This is a genomic window from Neolewinella lacunae (assembly GCF_014349155.1).
Taxonomy (GTDB): Bacteria; Bacteroidota; Bacteroidia; order Chitinophagales; family Saprospiraceae; genus Neolewinella; species Neolewinella lacunae.
The window spans coordinates 39,084-56,890 of sequence record NZ_JACSIT010000092.1 but is presented as its reverse complement, the minus strand read 5'-3'; the positions used below and the strand labels follow the sequence as shown (position 1 = coordinate 56,890).

Annotated in this window: 6 protein-coding genes; 2 read left to right on the top strand and 4 right to left on the bottom strand. The window is 51.9% G+C overall.

Annotation, left to right across the window (positions count from 1 at the left end; genetic code table 11):
- Window positions 1–1,435, bottom strand: a 1,435-nt coding sequence (gene tnpC, locus H9S92_RS08815; RefSeq protein WP_187465294.1) for an IS66 family transposase, incomplete at its 3' end; no start/stop codon positions are given.
- Window positions 1,436–1,486: 51 nt separating this feature from the next.
- On the bottom strand, window positions 1,487–10,315 hold the full coding sequence (locus H9S92_RS08810) for a DUF7948 domain-containing protein (protein ID WP_187466348.1): 8,829 nt from the start codon (window positions 10,313–10,315) through the stop codon (window positions 1,487–1,489).
- Window positions 10,316–11,014: 699 nt separating this feature from the next.
- Here H9S92_RS08810 and H9S92_RS08805 point away from each other — a divergent pair.
- Entirely contained in the window at window positions 11,015–13,228 is a 2,214-nt protein-coding gene (locus H9S92_RS08805; RefSeq protein ID WP_187466347.1) for a sensor histidine kinase, read from the top strand.
- Window positions 13,229–13,318: 90 nt separating this feature from the next.
- Entirely contained in the window at window positions 13,319–14,080 is a 762-nt protein-coding gene (locus H9S92_RS08800) for a LytR/AlgR family response regulator transcription factor (RefSeq protein WP_187466346.1), read from the top strand.
- 405 nt (window positions 14,081–14,485) lie between these two features.
- Here H9S92_RS08800 and H9S92_RS08795 read toward each other — a convergent pair whose 3' ends face one another.
- Together H9S92_RS08795 and H9S92_RS08790 are read right to left on the bottom strand one after the other, a co-directional pair.
- Window positions 14,486–15,526: a DUF5627 domain-containing protein gene (locus tag H9S92_RS08795; RefSeq protein ID WP_187466345.1), complete on the bottom strand. Its 1,041-nt coding sequence runs from the start codon at window positions 15,524–15,526 to the stop codon at window positions 14,486–14,488.
- A gap of 23 nt (window positions 15,527–15,549) precedes the next feature.
- Window positions 15,550–17,784 carry a RagB/SusD family nutrient uptake outer membrane protein gene (locus tag H9S92_RS08790; protein WP_187466344.1) on the bottom strand — a complete coding sequence of 745 codons (2,235 nt, stop codon included), beginning with the start codon at window positions 17,782–17,784 and terminating at the stop codon, window positions 15,550–15,552.
- Window positions 17,785–17,807: the final 23 nt, after the last annotated feature.

Sequence of the window (17,807 nt, the reverse complement as noted above, 5' to 3'; positions counted from 1 at the left end):
TCATATAGTCACAATTTCCCGGAGTGAAGAGGTTAACGAGTTCTTCTACCGGGTCCGCCTGCCGCTTTATTGCAGTAGCAACAAAGGAGCGAATGTCCATAAATTCCTGGGCGGCGACCAGCGAACGGAAGCCTCCAGATACTTTTTGACGGACCTTATTCATGCGCAGATCCCTTTCCGCCTGATTATTATCAAACTGAGCCAATGCATGCGTCATAAAACGTAACACTTCGTCTTCATTGTCTCTTAGTCGCAGCAGTAGGTTCACCGTTTTGGTTTGAGCTGTTCGCCCGCGCGTACTCCCGTCCTCTTTAACGGCCGGAGGATTTTGCTTCAGCCCGATCGCAAGGAGCTCGCGGTATTTTTTTCGGTGGCGGCCCTGCCATCGGCGATCAACGACACTGGTGGAGGATTCGACTTTTTGTCGCTTTACTTGGAGCAAAAGTTTGATGAAGGGATCGGCCCATTCTCCCTGTTTATCCCGATCAATAGCATAGATAAGGTCACGTAGCAGATGGGCAACACATAAGGAGTGAGTGGCTTGGGGATAGGCATGATAAGAGTGATAGTCATCCCGGTGCAGGATTCCTTCAAACCAAGTGAGCACATCCATCTCATCATGTGCTTCACGTCCTCTCTTGGGATGAATCATGAACAAACTGAACAATTCCGTTGCCGCCACATGTACCCAGTGTCCGATACCTTTGACCTTCATACCCGTCTCGTCAAAAAAGCCGCACAGGGATGCTATTATGGAAAAGCGTAACGTCTCCAGAAACTCCGGTAATTGGCGTGCAGCACTCTTGCGAAAGTTGTCCAGCGTTCCGGTACTCAAGTTTACGCCAAAAACCTTCAGTAACTGCTTGGTCCGAAAAGCAGGTATGAATTGAAAAGCTGATAGATAGACACTGATCGCTTTGACTCTGGGGCCGTACTGGAATTCGTGCTTGATATCTTCCGGGCAACCAGCTGCCTGCCATTGGATGGCACAGCATGGGCAGGTCTTGATTTCAATCCTGTGCTCGGTAACAATCGTTTTTAGCGGTGGAATATCTTCCACCTGCTTGCGAATAAAACCATCCGGAGATACTCCTGATAAGTTAGATCCGCAGCCCGGGCACGCGGTGATCGTGTAGGGGATAATCTCGTCGGGATTGTCGATCAGGCGGCTCTTGCTTCCTTTGTGCCCCGATTGACCGCCGGGATTTTTGCCCGACTTTTCCCGTAGAGACCTTGCCTTAGTAGGCTTGAAGTCATCCTTGCTTGGCGGCTTGGAACTATTGCCACTAGTAACCGCTAACTTATCTTCAAGCTTCTTTATCGTCGCTTGCTGAGCTTCGCAGAATGGCATGAATAAGTCCACAAGCATCAAGCCCTCAGCACTAAGCGCCGGGCGGAGATTATCAACTTCAGCCTTAAGTTTTGCGAAAGTCATGCCGAAAAGTACTACTAATCCTGGAATTCTAGCGTTTTGTACCCTGAATAGTTACAGCGTCTGCTCTATAGTTACCGGAGTCTGTGTGGGGCAGCACTCCGTCACGATGCCAATTCCTTTAGGACTGCCATTTAATGGATTTCCGATATTCAGGGTAGTCAACTCATTCAGATTCGTGTCGAAAACGGTCACGCAATTTTCCTTGGAACTCACATACAACAACCCACTGGAAGGGCTAAATATGATGCCTCGAGCACCCCACCAGCCTGCGACACCGTTCGTTGCGTGCCCCATCACACCATTATCCGTGTTGTCATTCACCACGGCCAATTCAACACCAGTAGGGCTATATTTTCTAATCCTTGGATTTCCTCCATTGCCTGTGATGGACTGATTAGTTATCACATAGTAATTTCCATCGTTATCACGTGTAACCCCCATGGGAGATACTGCGGTAGGAATTGCCAGTACACCAGCATTCGTGGCCGGGCTCGTAAACAGGGCGGTATCTAAGCTACCCGTGAATATCTCTCCGAATCCCTCAGCAAATGGCCTACGTGTTGCAATGTACCAACTTGTTTCATCCACGTAAAAGCCCCAAGCCAGTATGGTCTCGGTGGAATTGCTACCGACATTCACCCTGCCGATTTCTTCCCCTGTACACAATTCGTAGGCAATTACTTGGTTTCGCCCACCGTTGGGATCGAAGGCATACAAGATTCCATCCTTAGAGCCTATGTTGAAAGTTTGGTAGCCAGGCGTACTATTCTGCTGTTTGTCAATGAAGGTGTCGTCAATAACCGTACCCAGCGGAGAAACTTTCCAAATGAACTGACCACCTGAGAATTCTGCAATATAGTTATTCCCATTAAGGTCAGAAGCAATACCATGCGGATCTTGAATGCCCGAAAGCCACGGGCTACCTATTTCCGTTAAAGAGCCATTCCCATTGATTCTGAATTTATGCACCACGTCAAGGTCCTCATCGTTGAGGTAGATGTAGTCGGTGCAGTCGCAGGTGGGAGGAGGTCCACAACTATTCGCCGCTACCATCACTACCTCATCCACAAAGCAATCATCCGCGCCGTTGAAGAGGCGTACCACGTAGGTAGCTCCAACGTTAGGTGCATTGGTAATGATGTCCAATGGCAGATCCGCACCCGCATCAAAGGCCGTCGCACCGGCAATGGTCGTAGGCCCCGTGTAGGTAGCCCCCAGGCTCACGCCGTAGTGGGTAGCGTTGGTGGCGGCGGCAAGGGTGATGGTGCCGTCGTTATTCGCCGTGCTGCCCGTGCAGGTGGCGGCGGTGGGGGTGAGGGTGGCGGTGGGGTTGACGCAAACCGCTGCACACTCGTAAGTATAGGTAACCTTGGCCGAAGCATAGGCGCGGGTAGCCTGATTGACTGCAATATTACCTCCCCCGCCAATTGTAGACAATCCCGATAGGGTTGAAGTGCTCAGCGGTACAAAACCATTGCCGATGAATGGCGCCAACTCGGCAACAGTGCTGTAGGTAAAGTTGCCTGTTGCATTGACTTCCGTCGGCGGAAAATATATTATATCATCATCATCAGAGGGATTTCCTGTTGCATTGGTTACCCACCTAGGGTCTGTACGTGGATCCTTAAAAAACGTCAACTTCTCAGGAGTCAACCATGGCATTGAAGCAGCGCTAGAGGTATGGGTACCAACATCGCCTGGCCAAGACCCACTTGCTGGTACGGGTATGCCCGTTGGGAAGCTGTAAAGTGTAGCCGGAGTGTTTATTACATTATTCGCGATTGTATTGCCATCGAGAAATAAAAGAGAGCGAACTCTGAATTCAATTTCAGCATCCTGTGGGTTAGCAGCAGAGTTTTCCATCGTTGCAGTAGTCGTTTGGCCTACGCCATACGCCAAATTTACGGATGTCAGTGTCCTCGTGCCCCCCATATCATCGAACTGGGGTATAATAATCGCAAGGTTATTAAGCTCTGTTAGGCTAACCTGAGTGTCATAACTGTACATCACCATTGAAGGCGTACCGGGCACGCACGTGACCGCGCAAGTTCCCGGGTCAACGATGCTGATGGTAGTCGTGCAGCCGTGTACATTGTCGGTAATCGTCAGCACGATGTCGCCGCCGCCCGCCGTGCCAGCAGGCGTGCGCAGTGGAGTATCCAAGTTGCAATTGACCGCAGTAGCGGGCAGGCCATTAGCCAGCGTCACCGCAATGGGGTTCCCACCCTGGGTAGCCGTCACGGTGTAAGTGAGCGAGCCTTGCAGGCTGTTAGCCACGTTGATGGAGAAGGTGAAGTAGTCATCAGCCCCATCCTCGGGCGTGCCATTAGCGTGGCATTCGGGCGTAGTAGAGGAGGTGGTGAAGTTGCATTGAGGTTCGCAAATTGCCGAACTAATCACAATTGCATCGCTCGCACTGTAACAGTTGGCCGGGCTGTTGGCTTTTTCAAACAGATAGTAGGTACCAGAACCCACCATAGTCGGGTCCGCTACCAAGGTGCCTGGCAGCGTATTATTGGCAGTATGCCATTCAAACGTATAGCCAGCTTGGGAGACGTTGCCTTCAAACGCTGTCAGATCGGCCGTCAGGGTTTGGCAGTCAACATCTGCCGAAGGGGCAATTACCGGCGTTTGCGGATTCGCCACATTCACCGTCACCCGTGCGGTATCCGTACAGCCGAATTCATTGGCTGCTACCAGGAAGTAGTTAATAGTTTGTGTAGGTGAAACCGAAGTAGGCGTAGCTACTGCTGCACCCGGCACGCTGAACTGTGTCCAGGAGGGTGATGAATAGGTGGCGTAGTTGGGTATTTGCGCGGTCAAATCAAAACCAGTGGCGGGAGCGCATTCCACCGGAACCATTACAACATCAATAACCGGACTTGGCGTTACCGTAACCAACACCGTTGCAATTATCTGACAGCCTGATGCACCGTCGGTTATAAACGCCTGATAAATGGTGTTGGTCGTTGGCGTAACTGTAGGGTTTGAACTAGAGCCGTTACTGATGGTATTGCCAGCAGTAGCCGGGCTGAGTGCCGACCATACGTAGTTCAACGTATTGGGCGCAAGCGGGCCTATCTGCACACTTTCACCTAAACATACCGACTGGGTTTGCCCCACGGGGTCAGTTGGAAATACCGGCACAATAATCGTGACCTCATCACTGATGGTACAGCCGGCAATACTGGCGCTGATGCGGTACACGTACTTGCCAGGAGCATACGTCGTTTGGTTGAAGGTGGGATTAGCCGCAGTAGTCGAACTCAGATAGCCCAGCATCGTCGCTTGCTGACCTGCCGTTGGTGTAGCAGGTGTACCAATAGGATCACTGTTATAGCCTACTGCCGTCCAGGCAAAACTGGTGCCTGTACTTGAACCGCCAATAGTAATAGGGGTGGAGGGGCAGTAAAATTGATCAGGGCCTGCATCAGCCAATACACCCGCTGGGGGGCTGACGAGTATCTCATCTGTAAAGACGCATCCGGTTGCTGTATTGCGCACGGTCAGCGTATAGGTAGTGGGTTCAGCCACCAACACGTAGGGTCTTGGCACTGAACTCGTGCCATTATAAGGTGTAGTACCTGTGCTATTGGTAAACAAACCTGCGGCAGGGCTCCAAACGTAGGTATAACCCGAAGTAGCTGTTCCAGTAATGCCAATTTGGGTAAGGGGCGCCGTACAGTTGGCCGCAGCCGTGGCCGGGATAATGTAATTGGGCGTTGTATTATCGATAGTTACAGTTGTACTCACCGAACCACAAGTACCCTTTGTTATCGTCAGGTTGAACGTGGCCGGGCCGGTAAACCCAGCAGGCAAGGTGACGGTTGGGCTGTAAACATTGGTAGCCGACAACCAGGCAATATCCGCTCCGGCACCCGCCGTCCAGGCGAAAGTATTTCCTACCGTAGAATAAAAGGATGGGCTTGCAGGACGAATCCTAAAACTACCATCCGGACAGCCACTATAGGTATTGGGCGTGATGGCCGCAGGCGGTGTGGTGCTTGGGGTTATCAATACCTCATCTGTTGCCTGGCAACCCGTCGTACTTTCAGTAACCGTGACGGTGTAGGTCGTAGCCACACTTGGCAAAATCAAAAACGGCTGTGCCGTCATGCTGTTGGGCGTACCGATAGGGAAGTTCAGCCCCACAGTAGGGCTCCAGGAATAGCTGTGGTTGGGCTGAGCTGCTGTACCCAACTGCACCAAAGCCCCTTCGCAGGCAGTTGAAATGTCCGAACCTGCATTGGCAACGATACTTACCACTGTTACTTGCATGATATCCATAGCCTGGCAGCCGGTCACCGGATCGGCCGCAGTCACTACGTAATTCGTAAGGACGGATGGATTTAAAGTTGGGAACGGCGTGTCACCACCTGACTGAATGGAACCCGTGCCGCCGCCTTGTTCTGCCCAAGTCCAGTTGAGGCTACTGTTAGGCGCCTGGGTGTAATCCACTCCGCTAACCGTATAAGGAGCCGTCATGCCGCCGGAGGTCAAGGGCACACCGGGAGCAGGGAAGGTACAAAGTGATTTATCCAATACGCCAATGACAGGTGTAGAGACCTGATCGGAAAAGACTTGTACAAAAATGGAACAATCTGCCTCGGTATTACCAATAAAGCCATAAGAGCGTACGCGATAAACGACCACATTGGCGGTGCCCCAGCCCCAGACACCATCGTTGATGTCAGGTACTACCTGATTGGGGTGTGGGCCCATTGCAGCAATGGCCACCCCTTTTGTACCGCCAACGACGGTGAACAATCCCTGAGGCGGCGTGTTGGCGGGTTGTACCACGCCATTGACACTGTAGGTCGTCCATTCGATGTTTAAGCCACTGAAACTGCTGGCGGTGAGGATGGTGTTTTCACCACTGCACACACCGTCGGTACCTTCTGCATTGGCCGTTACTTCCGGGCAGGGGGAACATACATTAGGCGGGCAAACCGTCACGCGGACAGTATCTGTTGCAAAGCAGGTATTGGCAAAAGGCAGGAAAGATGACCGCAACACGTAAAAGACATTATAACAAGAGGTCGTGGCTGCCGGTAGTTGTACGGTTGCAAATTTACCCGTACCGCTGTTGGCATTTACGCCGTCAATTAAAAAGTCCGGATCGGACACCAAGGCAGCCAATCCGCCAGGGAAGGTGGTACTCACTGCCGCCCATTGGAAATACTGACCCGTGGTTTGCGTGCGGCCCAAAGTGGTCGTAGTACCCCCACAGAGCGCCTGGTCGCTGCCCGCCTGGGGTAGCGCCAGTTCCACATCCGTTACGGTTATTTTATCCTCATAAATACAGCCATCGCTTAAGCGCAACGCCGTGAAGGTATATTCCACGGTAGCAATAGGCGATTGCCCGAAAGGCAATGACCCCGGATCAAATGATGGGCTATAGGCTTGCTGATTGTCTAAGTTAATGCCCGGAGACCACTGGAAGACATAACCTGCCGGGGCCGCACCGGATAAGCCGATGGGGGTCGGGTTGTCATCCTGACAGAAAGTAACATCCGGCAGTGCGGTCAGCGCAACATCGTGCGCCATTGGGGCAGGCACATTGACCATGGTTTCGCCCGCAGCACAGAAAGACGGATCACCCACCTGACGTACCCGAAGAAAGTAATCGCCCGCTACGGTTACTTCCGGATTGGGCAAAGAACTGGTAAAGCCGCCGGGGCCGGTCCAGGAATATTCTAACAAAGGGTTAGGGGTTGGCCCAAGGACAATACTATTGCCAGTACTGCCAGGACAAAGCGCCGCAATAGGGCCGCCGGGGAACGCCGGCATCGTGAGTCGGTTAATGTTTAACAGGTATTCCCGCTTACAACCGCCTGCATCGGTTACCACCAAACGGTATTGGCCATCCATACTTTGCGCCGCCGGGATACTGGCCGCGAAAGATGCAGCAGTGCCGCTCCCGCTGGCCGGGCTGATTTCCGAAGCGGTGGCAGGAGAAAATCCGTTGTACCACTGCCAGGAAATATTCCCCGATGCGCCCGTAATCGTGATGGGCAATGCCTCAGCAGTACCCGGGCAATAATAAACCGGGTCGGTAGGTCCGTTGATTTGTAAATCGAAGTTCCCCGCAATGGTGGCCGTAGCTACGTTACTAACCAAGGCATCACAGCAAAAACCGACTGTGGTACGGCGATACTGCACCGTGCCTGCCGCCGACTCCGGGTCGGGCTTGAGCACGGAAAGGTTGCCGCCCGGAATGTTCACCCAGGTGGCACCGCCATTCAGGCTCTTTTGCCATTGGTACTGAATAGCCGGCGAGGCAGGGGTAGGGTGCGCCGTCACCGGACCGAGGTCATATCTGATGTTCGGCAGGTTGTGCGAAGCCGAGGAGCCATTACCTGAGGTGTACGTCAATGGACTGCCAAGAATAGGGCCGTCATTCGGATTTTGGTAAATCAGCCCGCCCACGCAGAAGGTGTTATTACCGGGCGCAAAGTTGTTGATGGTATTGCCATTGGGCACAGGCTCGTGGAACACCGACAATGCCCAATTGGTTTTGGTTGTACCATTATAGACGGTTTTCTGTGTATTGGTCTCAAAATCCCGATAAGAAGGGGTGATAGGGTAATTGTCGTCCGCTCCGGAGTTTGATGATATTGATATAAGATATGCCTCGCAGTCGTCATTGACAAACATACCATTATAAGTATAGGAAAAACGAGAATTGAGTACCGTCCCGTACAGCACGCTGTTGCCCGAAGGTGGCAATACATAATACACCGAAGGTGATGCGTTATCCTGGATAACAGTATTCACCGCCCCTGCCGTGAGGGGATGATAAGAATCACCGTCATAGTCACCGCCGTGGGTGAGCAGGTGGATATTGCCTTTTTTGTCCACCGCCACCTCAGGGTCAGCAAGATTATCAGCCGCCTGCGAAGGGAACACGCTCACAAAATCGTATTGCGGGCTGAGGTCGTAAGGGATTTTGGCTAAATAGCCCAATGCCATATCATTACTATAATATTCCAGCTTGCTCAATGGCGACAACTCATGAAAAGCAAGGATATTGGGTGCTTTTTTGACAGTAGTAGCGGTAGCACCCGTGATATAAGTAGCCGCACCGATATAGACATTGCCTGCGGCATCAACATCAAGGCTGGGGACTAATTGGGTACCCCAACTAAAATTACTGTTCGACGGCGACCACAGCGGATGCACCCACGAAGAGTATAAATATTGCCCCGTCTTGCTGAACTTGGCTACGAAGTTCGCCTCGGTTGTACCCGTATAGCCAAAATCGGCATACTTCTGCACGGCATTGTCAGAGATAGGGAAATTGGGAGCAAACCTTGCATAACCCACTAACCATAAGTTGCCGTCTTTGTCTTCTTCTATTTCGCTAAAGACCGAGAAATTAGAAGAGGAAGTACCCGCCGCATCATTGAAAAATGTGGACATCTCCAATCCTGCCGCACCTCCCACATTGGTATTGAGGCAAAATAAAACGCCGGCATCATTAGTTCCCAACTTGGATGCCTGATAAGCACCCGTGGTAGTGGGAAAATCTGTGCTGCGTGAAGCTGAGCCAACATATACCTTACCGTTAGACACCACTAATTTGCGAAAAAAGTTTCCAACATCATTACCTCCCCCCCCTACATAACTACTGTATTTGAGGGTTGCCCCTGTGCTGTTGAGCCGGACGACGAAAATATCATTATTTCCATTATGGGAAGCGTCATAGGCAGTCGTGGTACCATTGACCGGAAAATTGGTGGAAGAGGTACTCCCTGCGACATAGACATCGCCTGCGGTATCAACCGAAACAGCATATGGTATGTCTGTACCTGAACCACCCAAAAAAGTACTCCATACCAAGGTAGTCCCGTCTTTTTCCATACAAGTGACAAAGGCATCGGTGATGCCCCCCCCAAAAGGTCTTCCAAGGGTATTTGGAAATGATGCACTTTGTGTCTGACCTACCAGGTAAATCCTACCGGTAGTAGGGTGGACATAAATATCCCAAACCTGTTGTGTACCTGCCATCAGGTAAGTACTCCATTTCAGAGCGATGGGGTCAATGACCAAGGGCAGGGAGGCATTGTAGTTGCCGAGTTTGAAGCCGATTTCACCCTGTTCGTTGAGGGTATATTCGGAGGCGACTTCCACTTGTTTGCCGTCCACCATTTGGTAGGTGTAGGGCTTGCCTTTTTGCAAAGTACCGAATGGCGTGGTGAATTCCAGTTCGCCCTGGGCGTTGATTTTCAAATCGGTCACGCCGTCCATTTTCAGGCGGACTACGGAGGGGTCGGCGTTTGGCTGCACGATGAAGTCGTACTTCATGGAGCCTTTGCCTTCCCGGCTTTCGTAGAAATGGGCGTTTACCCCGTCCCAGAGGTTGGTATAGTGCAGTCGGTTGTGCATGGGTACATCGCCAAAGGAACCGGCAGCAGTCATGTAATTGGTCGCTCCATGTTCAGATCTTGGTCTGCCGATGCCTTGGATGTCCACGCCCTCATTCGCCCCGACAAATTGCAGGGCATACGCCGTCTGCATCGAATCCTTTGCGGACGCAACGACCGAGCGGATTTCGTTTTGGGTAAAAAAGTAAGTGGCCTGCGCATCCGTGGCTTTAAAGAGCAGATTGCCCTCGGGGAATTGCCCGACGTTTTGCTCAAAGCGCAAAAAGGCATTGGCTTGGGCCAAGGCCGATTGCGCCTGGGGCACATCAACATCGGCCGCAGTACGGTGGGCAGCGTAGTCCTGAGCGGACCCCAAAACCGACCAAAACAGTACGAGACCTACAACGCCGAGCAATACCCGTCCGTTACGACGAATACCCAGGCAGGCATCAGCATAGGTTTTGGTAAGCTCAACACCAAGGTTGAACAATTGAGTGTGGTCATTTTTTTTCATAACATGAGACTGAGTGCGGGCCCGTAGCCAGCAGTGCGTATAAACAAATTCTAAAACCAGCGTGTCAACAGTGCTGCAGTATTGCTCGTATTTGGTCCGATCCTCCTCATTAGGCGTAGCCTATGTAAAGGACTGTTCAAACTCCGTATTTCGGTGCGTTAGGCCTTACCACTCTTCTTGTTTTCAAACCCAAAGTTGTAACCTTCGGAAGCGGCAAAGTCACCTTACGGCATTAACGACCTTCTACAGGAATGATCACAGCAAAAGGGCCAACCAAGTGAGTTTAAAGCGCGTTCGGGCTCCCAGTGCCCCCAAACGAGGCCTCTTTAATCGTTCATGCCCCAATCCTTGCTTTTATTCCTCAATAAAGCCCATTCAAGCTGCGTCGCTTGGTGATCCGGAAAATCAAAAGAAGGTTCAGCTCCGGAGGGTGACCCACCTTGCGCTCATCGCGTCGTATTGCTTAGCGCACGCTTCGTAGTTTTGGCGCGGCCGCAGGTGCAAGGGCTGTGACAAGGGAGCTGGGTGAAGACCAGCCCCTCCCCTCCCCCAGCGCGCTGCTCTCTTCGTTCGTATCCGTGTTTTGTCTTAACTTTCTCTCTTACCGCCATCCTGAGCACTCGGTTTGCCAGGGGTTTACACTCAACTATTCTTCCCGGTCCAGTCAAATCGACAACGAGAACAAAAACCAAAACCAATATGCACCTGCTCCAAGCAACAAGCGTCCAGGCCTCCCCTCCCAAGCTTTCTGGTCCAAGCCTTATCGCGTGGCCTAATTTACTTTGTTGGTGCCTCCTTTGGGCCTACGTAGCCTGCCTGCCGGGAGGGCTCGGTGCCCAGGCCGACTGGTCCGAAGAAGCGGCATTGTCCATCCACTACCGGGCGAGAGAACACTACATAGCAAAGGATTCGGCGCGGCTTGCGGCCCTAACGGATAGTGTCTGCACCCTCTCCGGCAGCAGTGCCATCCAGCAAGGAGCTTGTGAAGAATGCCGTGGCTTTAATCACCTGTTGTGGCAGCGCTACGCCGCTGCCAAGGAGACCTACGAGCGTTCCGCCGCCCACTTTGCCCGGGCGCAAATCATCCATCTCGAAGCCCAAGGTCTTAATAATGCAGGCTGGGCAGCACTCCGCACCAACGCATCAAAGGAGGCCATTGCCCTGTTCGACGCTGCCGAACAACTGCTTTCCACCGGTGGCCGGAGCCGTAAAGACAGTCTTTTGCTTTGCAACGTTTATGAACAAAAAATTTCCAGCCATGAGCAGCACTCGCAGTATACGCTGGTCTTTACCCACGGCTTCAAAATGCTAAATCTGGCCGAAAATCTCCGCGATACCTCAAAAATCCTCAGCGCACTGGAAACCCTAATGCTTACCTACCGTGCATTCGGTGAAATTGAAAACGGAGTGCCTTACACACAACAAATGTATAGCATCTACGAAAGCCCGGGTGAGTTTTATAACCCACTTAAAGCCATTGAATTACGATTGTTAACAGTTCGTAATGTGGAAGAAGCCAATCAATACCTGGCACAAGCCACCCAAATTACGTTTTCCGAGCCAGAGCACCCCACACTTCCCGATGTATGGTACAGTTACGCCCTAGCGATGTTAGGGCCTTGTAATCAACCTGAAACTGCCGCTCCTTACTTTCAAAAAGTATTGGACGCGAGTGCCGGGAAGTTTAAAGTCAACCGTTTCTCCATTATTTGGTCGCAAATTTACCTGGCCGAAATTGCCATTATTCAGAAGGATTATCCCGAGGCCATAAGCCGTGGCCAGGAGGCTTTCGCAGCAGCACAGCGGATGAATGATCCTTCGATGCTTTCCCAAATCCACCAGTACTTAAGCAATGCTTTTTTTGCCACCCAACAACTGGATAGTGCTTACGCGCACCTGGAAAAAGCATTCCTGTTGAAAACCTCCATGCAGCAGGCAAGCGACTCCAAAGAGTTTATGCGCACCCACCTGAACAATGCGTTTGCCAAGGAAAAAGAAATCCTCGAGCTCCAACAAGCCCAAAAACAGTTTGCCAGTCTTGCCCAGATAAAACGGCAGCGCACCTTGCTAACGGGTGCGGCCCTCGGGCTGCTTTTAGTAGGCGGACTGGCTTTTGTTTCCTACCGCAACTACCGCTTAAAACAATCCGCAGCCGATAAGCTTCAGGAAATCAATCAGCAACTGCTTGTGGAGCAAGAAAAATTACGCCGCAGTAACGACAAACTAATGCGCTTTACGGGAGTCGTATCCCACGATATTCTGAGCAACTTAAATTTATTACTTTCTACGGGCAGCGTCTTGGTAGGTTCATCTCCCAAAACCCCCAACCTCATCCAGTATTATGACATCAGCCGGGATATTCACCGGCAATTGAAAAATTACTGTCTGGGCCTGCTCACCGAGGCCCGGCGGACGCCCGCCCAACGTAAAGTGCCACTGACGGACCCCACCCCCATCGCCCAAAAAGTATTGGATCGCCTGGGCCCGGCCCTGCGCGACGCCAACTTTCAAGTATCCCTCCAGCCCCTCAGCCCCTGCCCTTTACCCCCTGCCATCATCGAGCAGGTATTCCAAAACCTCATCTCCAACGCCTGCCGCTACGCTGGCCACCAGCCCGCACCAACCCTGCGCATTGCCGAAGAAAAGGACCCCCTCAATCACCCTTGCTGGGTGGTGGAGGACAATGGCCCCGGCATATCCCCAGCATTAGAAGACACTATTTTTAGCGCCGAGCGCCAAGACCATAGCCAAGGGCAGCACCTGGGTCTCCATCTGCTGCGCACCACACTATACGAGTACGGCGCAAGCATCCACCACGTAGCTCCCCCCGAAGGTGGCACTCGGTTCATCGTAACCTTTTTAGAAAACACACCACTTCAGCAACCCACCCCAGCCTTCAGTAATGCCAATTGAGGAACAACACCACCCTGCACTAGTTGAATTTTAGGCTGCCACCCACCAGCCATCTCCTATCCATTTCCCATTCACTCAACTGTCTCTACTATGAAAAAGAAAATCGAAGACGCCACTATTCTGGTGGTGGAAGACGACCACCGCTTTGTAAATTTGCTCACCCTGCTGCTCAACCAAATGTCTTTCCATAAGCTGCACTACGCAGTTACTTACGAAGAGGCGCTGCGGGCAATCGAGGACGAAGAGGACATCGATCTTTTACTGATTGACATCCACCTCGGGCCAGGGAGGAATGGCATTATGCTGGCCGAAGAACTCCGCCGGCGGCACATTCAAACCCCCATTATTTATCTCACTTCCAACCATACGGAGGAGTATTACGCGTACGCACGCCACACCCGCCCGGCGGGATTTCTGAGCAAGGAATTATCCCGCGTAAAGGTTTACCAAGCCATCGATATTGCCCTTATGCCCACCTTCGATCCCGATAAAAACCGGGACGGCGAAAACGCTGCACACCCCACCGCCCAGCAGCACAGCCTATATTTCAAAGTAGGCGATGTCTTTAAAACCATCCCGCTCAACCAAGTGGCCTATTTTTACGCCGACCAAAAGATGAGCATTGCCAAAGTGGGCAGCCGCAGTTACCCCACCAGCACCCAGTTAAAAACCTTAGAAGGCGAGTTACCTGAACTAGGCTTTTTGCGCATTCATAAGTCCTACCTCATCAACACCCAGCTCATCGAAACGATCAACCTGGGAGAATCCTCCATCACCATCAACGGAGAAACCCTTCCCATCGGGAATACCTACCGCAAGGAGTTCTTAGCCGCCCTGAAAATGCTGAAATAAAAGTGCTTCTGCATTTAATATGGCGCGGCCGCAGGTGCAAGGTAAGTCACTTTGAAGCGCAGGGTAAGGTAAGGCGCAAAAGACGTTTACTGGTCCCATACTTTGCTTTTGTCCCTAGGGATGCACCTGCGGCCGCGCACAAAGTCAGGAGATGCTACCCCGGCTACTACAACTCTTTGGTGTATAATTTCATTTCTACATTCAAATGGTTCGGTACTTACCTCCTACCCGTGCCCAGCAACAGCGCTAGTGCCTGATGGGGGCTCGGTAGTATTAACTCGGCTGACTCCTTGATCCTTACCGGGCGGACTGAAGACTTACGCCGCCATGCCCGCCGCAAAAAAAAACGCACCCCGGGAGAGAGGTGCGTTAAAAGCCAGATCCGCTTTACGGCGCAGAGCGAAATCACTCTACAACGACCAGATCAATTTCCTCGAAAGTAATGTTTCGGTCCCGAATAACCAAGGTATCAGTAGCCATAAATACGTTTTCCCCTACCGTATAGGCATAATTTAAATGCAGGGTATTGTGGGTAGTTCCGCCCCATAATTCAGGGCTTTCGGAAGCGGGAATAAAGGTGCCAGTGCCGGAAACTGCGTACTGCGTGCCCGGTGCTGGAGAAATAGTAATTTGATTGCCACTGATATTGAGTTGCATCCCAAATCCGGTCCCCACTTCATTGGCTACTCCGTTGGTTACCACGGTATTGCGTCCGCGGGTACTTAAAGTCCAAATGGTATTTTGCGTAAGGAAATTGGCCCGGTAGCGCGTCGTACCAATTGTTTGTCCTTGGGCATTGGTTTGGATTACCCGGCCGCGCTGTAAATAATTGCCGTGAAACTGATTAACGAATTTAATGCCAAAAAGGGTGAAATCTTTGGGTGAGGCATCTACGGCCCAGTCACTGGCTACGCGGGGGTCGGGGTTGGGGAGGTTGGAACGGCCGATGAGAATTGAATCCGCGCTGGTTTCTACGAGGCGCAAGGGTAATACGTACTGGCCCGTCCAGGCTAAAGGATCGTCCAGGAAAGCATCTTCGAGTTGGAATTCGAAAAGCGCGTTGTATTCCCCGGCGGGAATAATGGCCTGCCCCGGGACCGCCGGGCTTACCTGCCGGATGTAGGCATTTGGCAGGAGGTACAGCGAATCTCCCGCGACATTTTTCAAGCCTTGGGCGAGTTCAGGAGCAAAATCAACACCTACCGTCCATTCCTGGTCATTCGTGTAGAGTCCGCCGATGCTGACGCCAACGTTGAATTTCAATTCATTATCCAATGAATTATCGATGCGGTCGCTCCCTAAAACCAGGGTACGCAGCGGGGATTGCAGGGGGAAATAGACCGCCGTATAATCAAAATCATCAAAAGTGATTTCCTGGTTTTCACAGCCAGTGTACAGCAGGGAAGCCAACAGCAAAAAGAGGGGTGCTTTATTAATTACTTTCATAGTAGAAGCGATTCTGAAGAGGCTTACCAGCCGCGGTTTTGTTGAATATCGTACTTGAGAACCTCGTCAAGTGGAATTGGTCCATAAATCATATAATCCTGATAAGGACGATTTTCAATATTTCTGACGTCAAACTGGAAAGTATTAGCGTCGATGAAAACCCCTTGAATGGGCTGCGTGATGGCGGGTAAATCATTCCAGCGGCGAAGATCCCAGAAGCGATGTCCCTCGAAGCAGAGTTCTAGTTTTCGCTCATTGCGAATTAAAGTTCGCATCGCCTCTTTTCCGCTCCGGCTGATGAGGTAAGCATCGGGTTGGCTGATGCCGGCCCGGCCTCGGAGGGCGGAAATGACCTGGCGGGCGGTAAAGCCGTAGCCATTGGGATCGCCGTCGGGGCCCCAGGCTTCGTTAGCGGCCTCGGCGTAATTGAGCAGTACTTCGGTGAAGCGGAGGTGGGTATAATGATGAAGGGTAGCAACCTGCCTACCGGCTTCGAGGTTTACGGTTTCGTCCATAAACTTCCGCAGGTAATATCCCGTGCGGGTAGAATTATCCAGAGCATTAATGCCGTCTATTTCGTTGTTTACGCTGGTGCCGATGGTTCTGCCCTTGAAGAAACTGCCGTTACTGATGAGGTAGGCATAAAAGCGTGCATCCCGGCCAATGTAAGGCAGAAAATCATCGTATCCACTGTTTGGATTATCGATGGGAAATCCGTTATCCATGGGGAAGGACGCTGCCAGGTTATGGCTGGGGTTGGTTCTGCCGAGTCCAAACAAAGAGGGTGGGAAATTTTGCTGTTCCCAGTTAGAGCGGTTGCTGTTATTGGCAAAAACCTGGCTATTGTTCCAGATGATGTCTTCGTTGAGGCTATTTTGGTAGTAGGTAATGCCATTGGGAGTGACGACATCCAGGCCACCACTTCCGGCGAGGAAAGCCCCTGCGATGGCTGCCGCATTTTCCCAATTGACGCCACTACCGGCCTGGTAAGCGGGGCTGGCACCGTAGAGGGCAGCCCGGGCTTTCAGGGCGTGGCCCGCACTTCCGGTAAAGCGGTTGCGCCACCGGGCCCCCATCGCCCGATCATAGGTCAGCACGCTGTATTCTTGCCCGTTGAACGCTACACTGGGGGAGGGAAATGGATCCGTTTTATCAAAGCTTACGTAATCAAGGTTAAATCCACCGTTCACGATTTCAAACCGGATAACTTGGTTTGTTCCGCCTTCGAGTTGTATACCTTCGACGGTAAATTCCTGCCACGTTTGCCATCCTCCGGTATTTCCCGCCTGAATGATGGCCACTTCCTCCAGGGAGGCGGAATTGTCCCCGATCAGGATACGCAGCTGCCCGGGTGCTCCACTGTTCGAGGCCATTCGTGCGGTGATGTTGTAGCGGCCGGCGAAGATGCGCTCTTGGGTATAATTGAGCCATTCGCCGTCGTTGGTCCAGCCAACGTTAAAACCACTTTCGCCGGTAACCCTTTCAATATCGACCCCATCGCTGCGGTACTGTCCGCCAATATTATTTTCGGGGTCGGCGTCGTTATACCCGACGCCTTGTCCGCCTTCGTCATAGTCTTCGGCTTCGACCCGGCCATTGAGGAAATTGCCACCGTTGGGGTCTGCATTGGCGTAGGAGGCGGCAATGTTTTGGATGGCCACATCACAATCGGACATAATTTGCGCCAGGCACTCTTGGTAGGTATTTCTGGGGAGAAAAAGGTTGTCATCAATGGTCAAGGGCTCGAGTACAATGGGGAAGCCTAATAGCTGGCCGTCGGTGGTTACGCCAGCGTGATGTTGCAGGAGTAACATTTGGTAGTAAGCGCGTAAGCCGTGGGCTTCCCCAACGAGCCGTTGCCGGAAGAGTTGGTCCAGGCTAGGATCCTGGGTAGACCAGCGTACCTCGTCCGCGATTTCCAGAAAGCGATTTACGTACTGAATGTTTTTGTACGCATAATCCCACTTAGCGAGTGGGTCGTTGGCCGCTTGCCAGCCTCCGGTGGCGATGGCAACGATGTTGGAGGTGATCAGGTTTCCCGTTGCTTCATCGCTGGCAATAGCCAGGTCAAGATTGCCGAAGATGTCATTGGGAAGCTCCTGATAAGCTTTGAGCAAAATCCCTTCCGCTAGCGAGGGGTTAGCAATGATGTCTTCCCGCGTAAGGGCATTGTCTTCCTCTGGAGCCAGAAATTCCTGGCAGGAGAACAAGACCCCACCCAGCAGGAACAATGCAAAGTATGTTGTTAGATTTTTCATTTTTTGTTCTTTGTCTCCCGGAG

What these genes read in the sequence shown, in the direction of transcription:
- H9S92_RS08790 (WP_187466344.1), bottom strand. Translation starts at nt 17,784, where the DNA reads ATGAAAAATCTAACAACATACTTTGCATTGTTCCTGCTGGGTGGGGTC.
- H9S92_RS08805 (WP_187466347.1), top strand. Translation starts at nt 11,015, where the DNA reads ATGCACCTGCTCCAAGCAACAAGCGTCCAGGCCTCCCCTCCCAAGCTT.
- H9S92_RS08810 (WP_187466348.1), bottom strand. Translation starts at nt 10,315, where the DNA reads ATGAAAAAAAATGACCACACTCAATTGTTCAACCTTGGTGTTGAGCTT.
- H9S92_RS08795 (WP_187466345.1), bottom strand. Translation starts at nt 15,526, where the DNA reads ATGAAAGTAATTAATAAAGCACCCCTCTTTTTGCTGTTGGCTTCCCTG.
- H9S92_RS08800 (WP_187466346.1), top strand. Translation starts at nt 13,319, where the DNA reads ATGAAAAAGAAAATCGAAGACGCCACTATTCTGGTGGTGGAAGACGAC.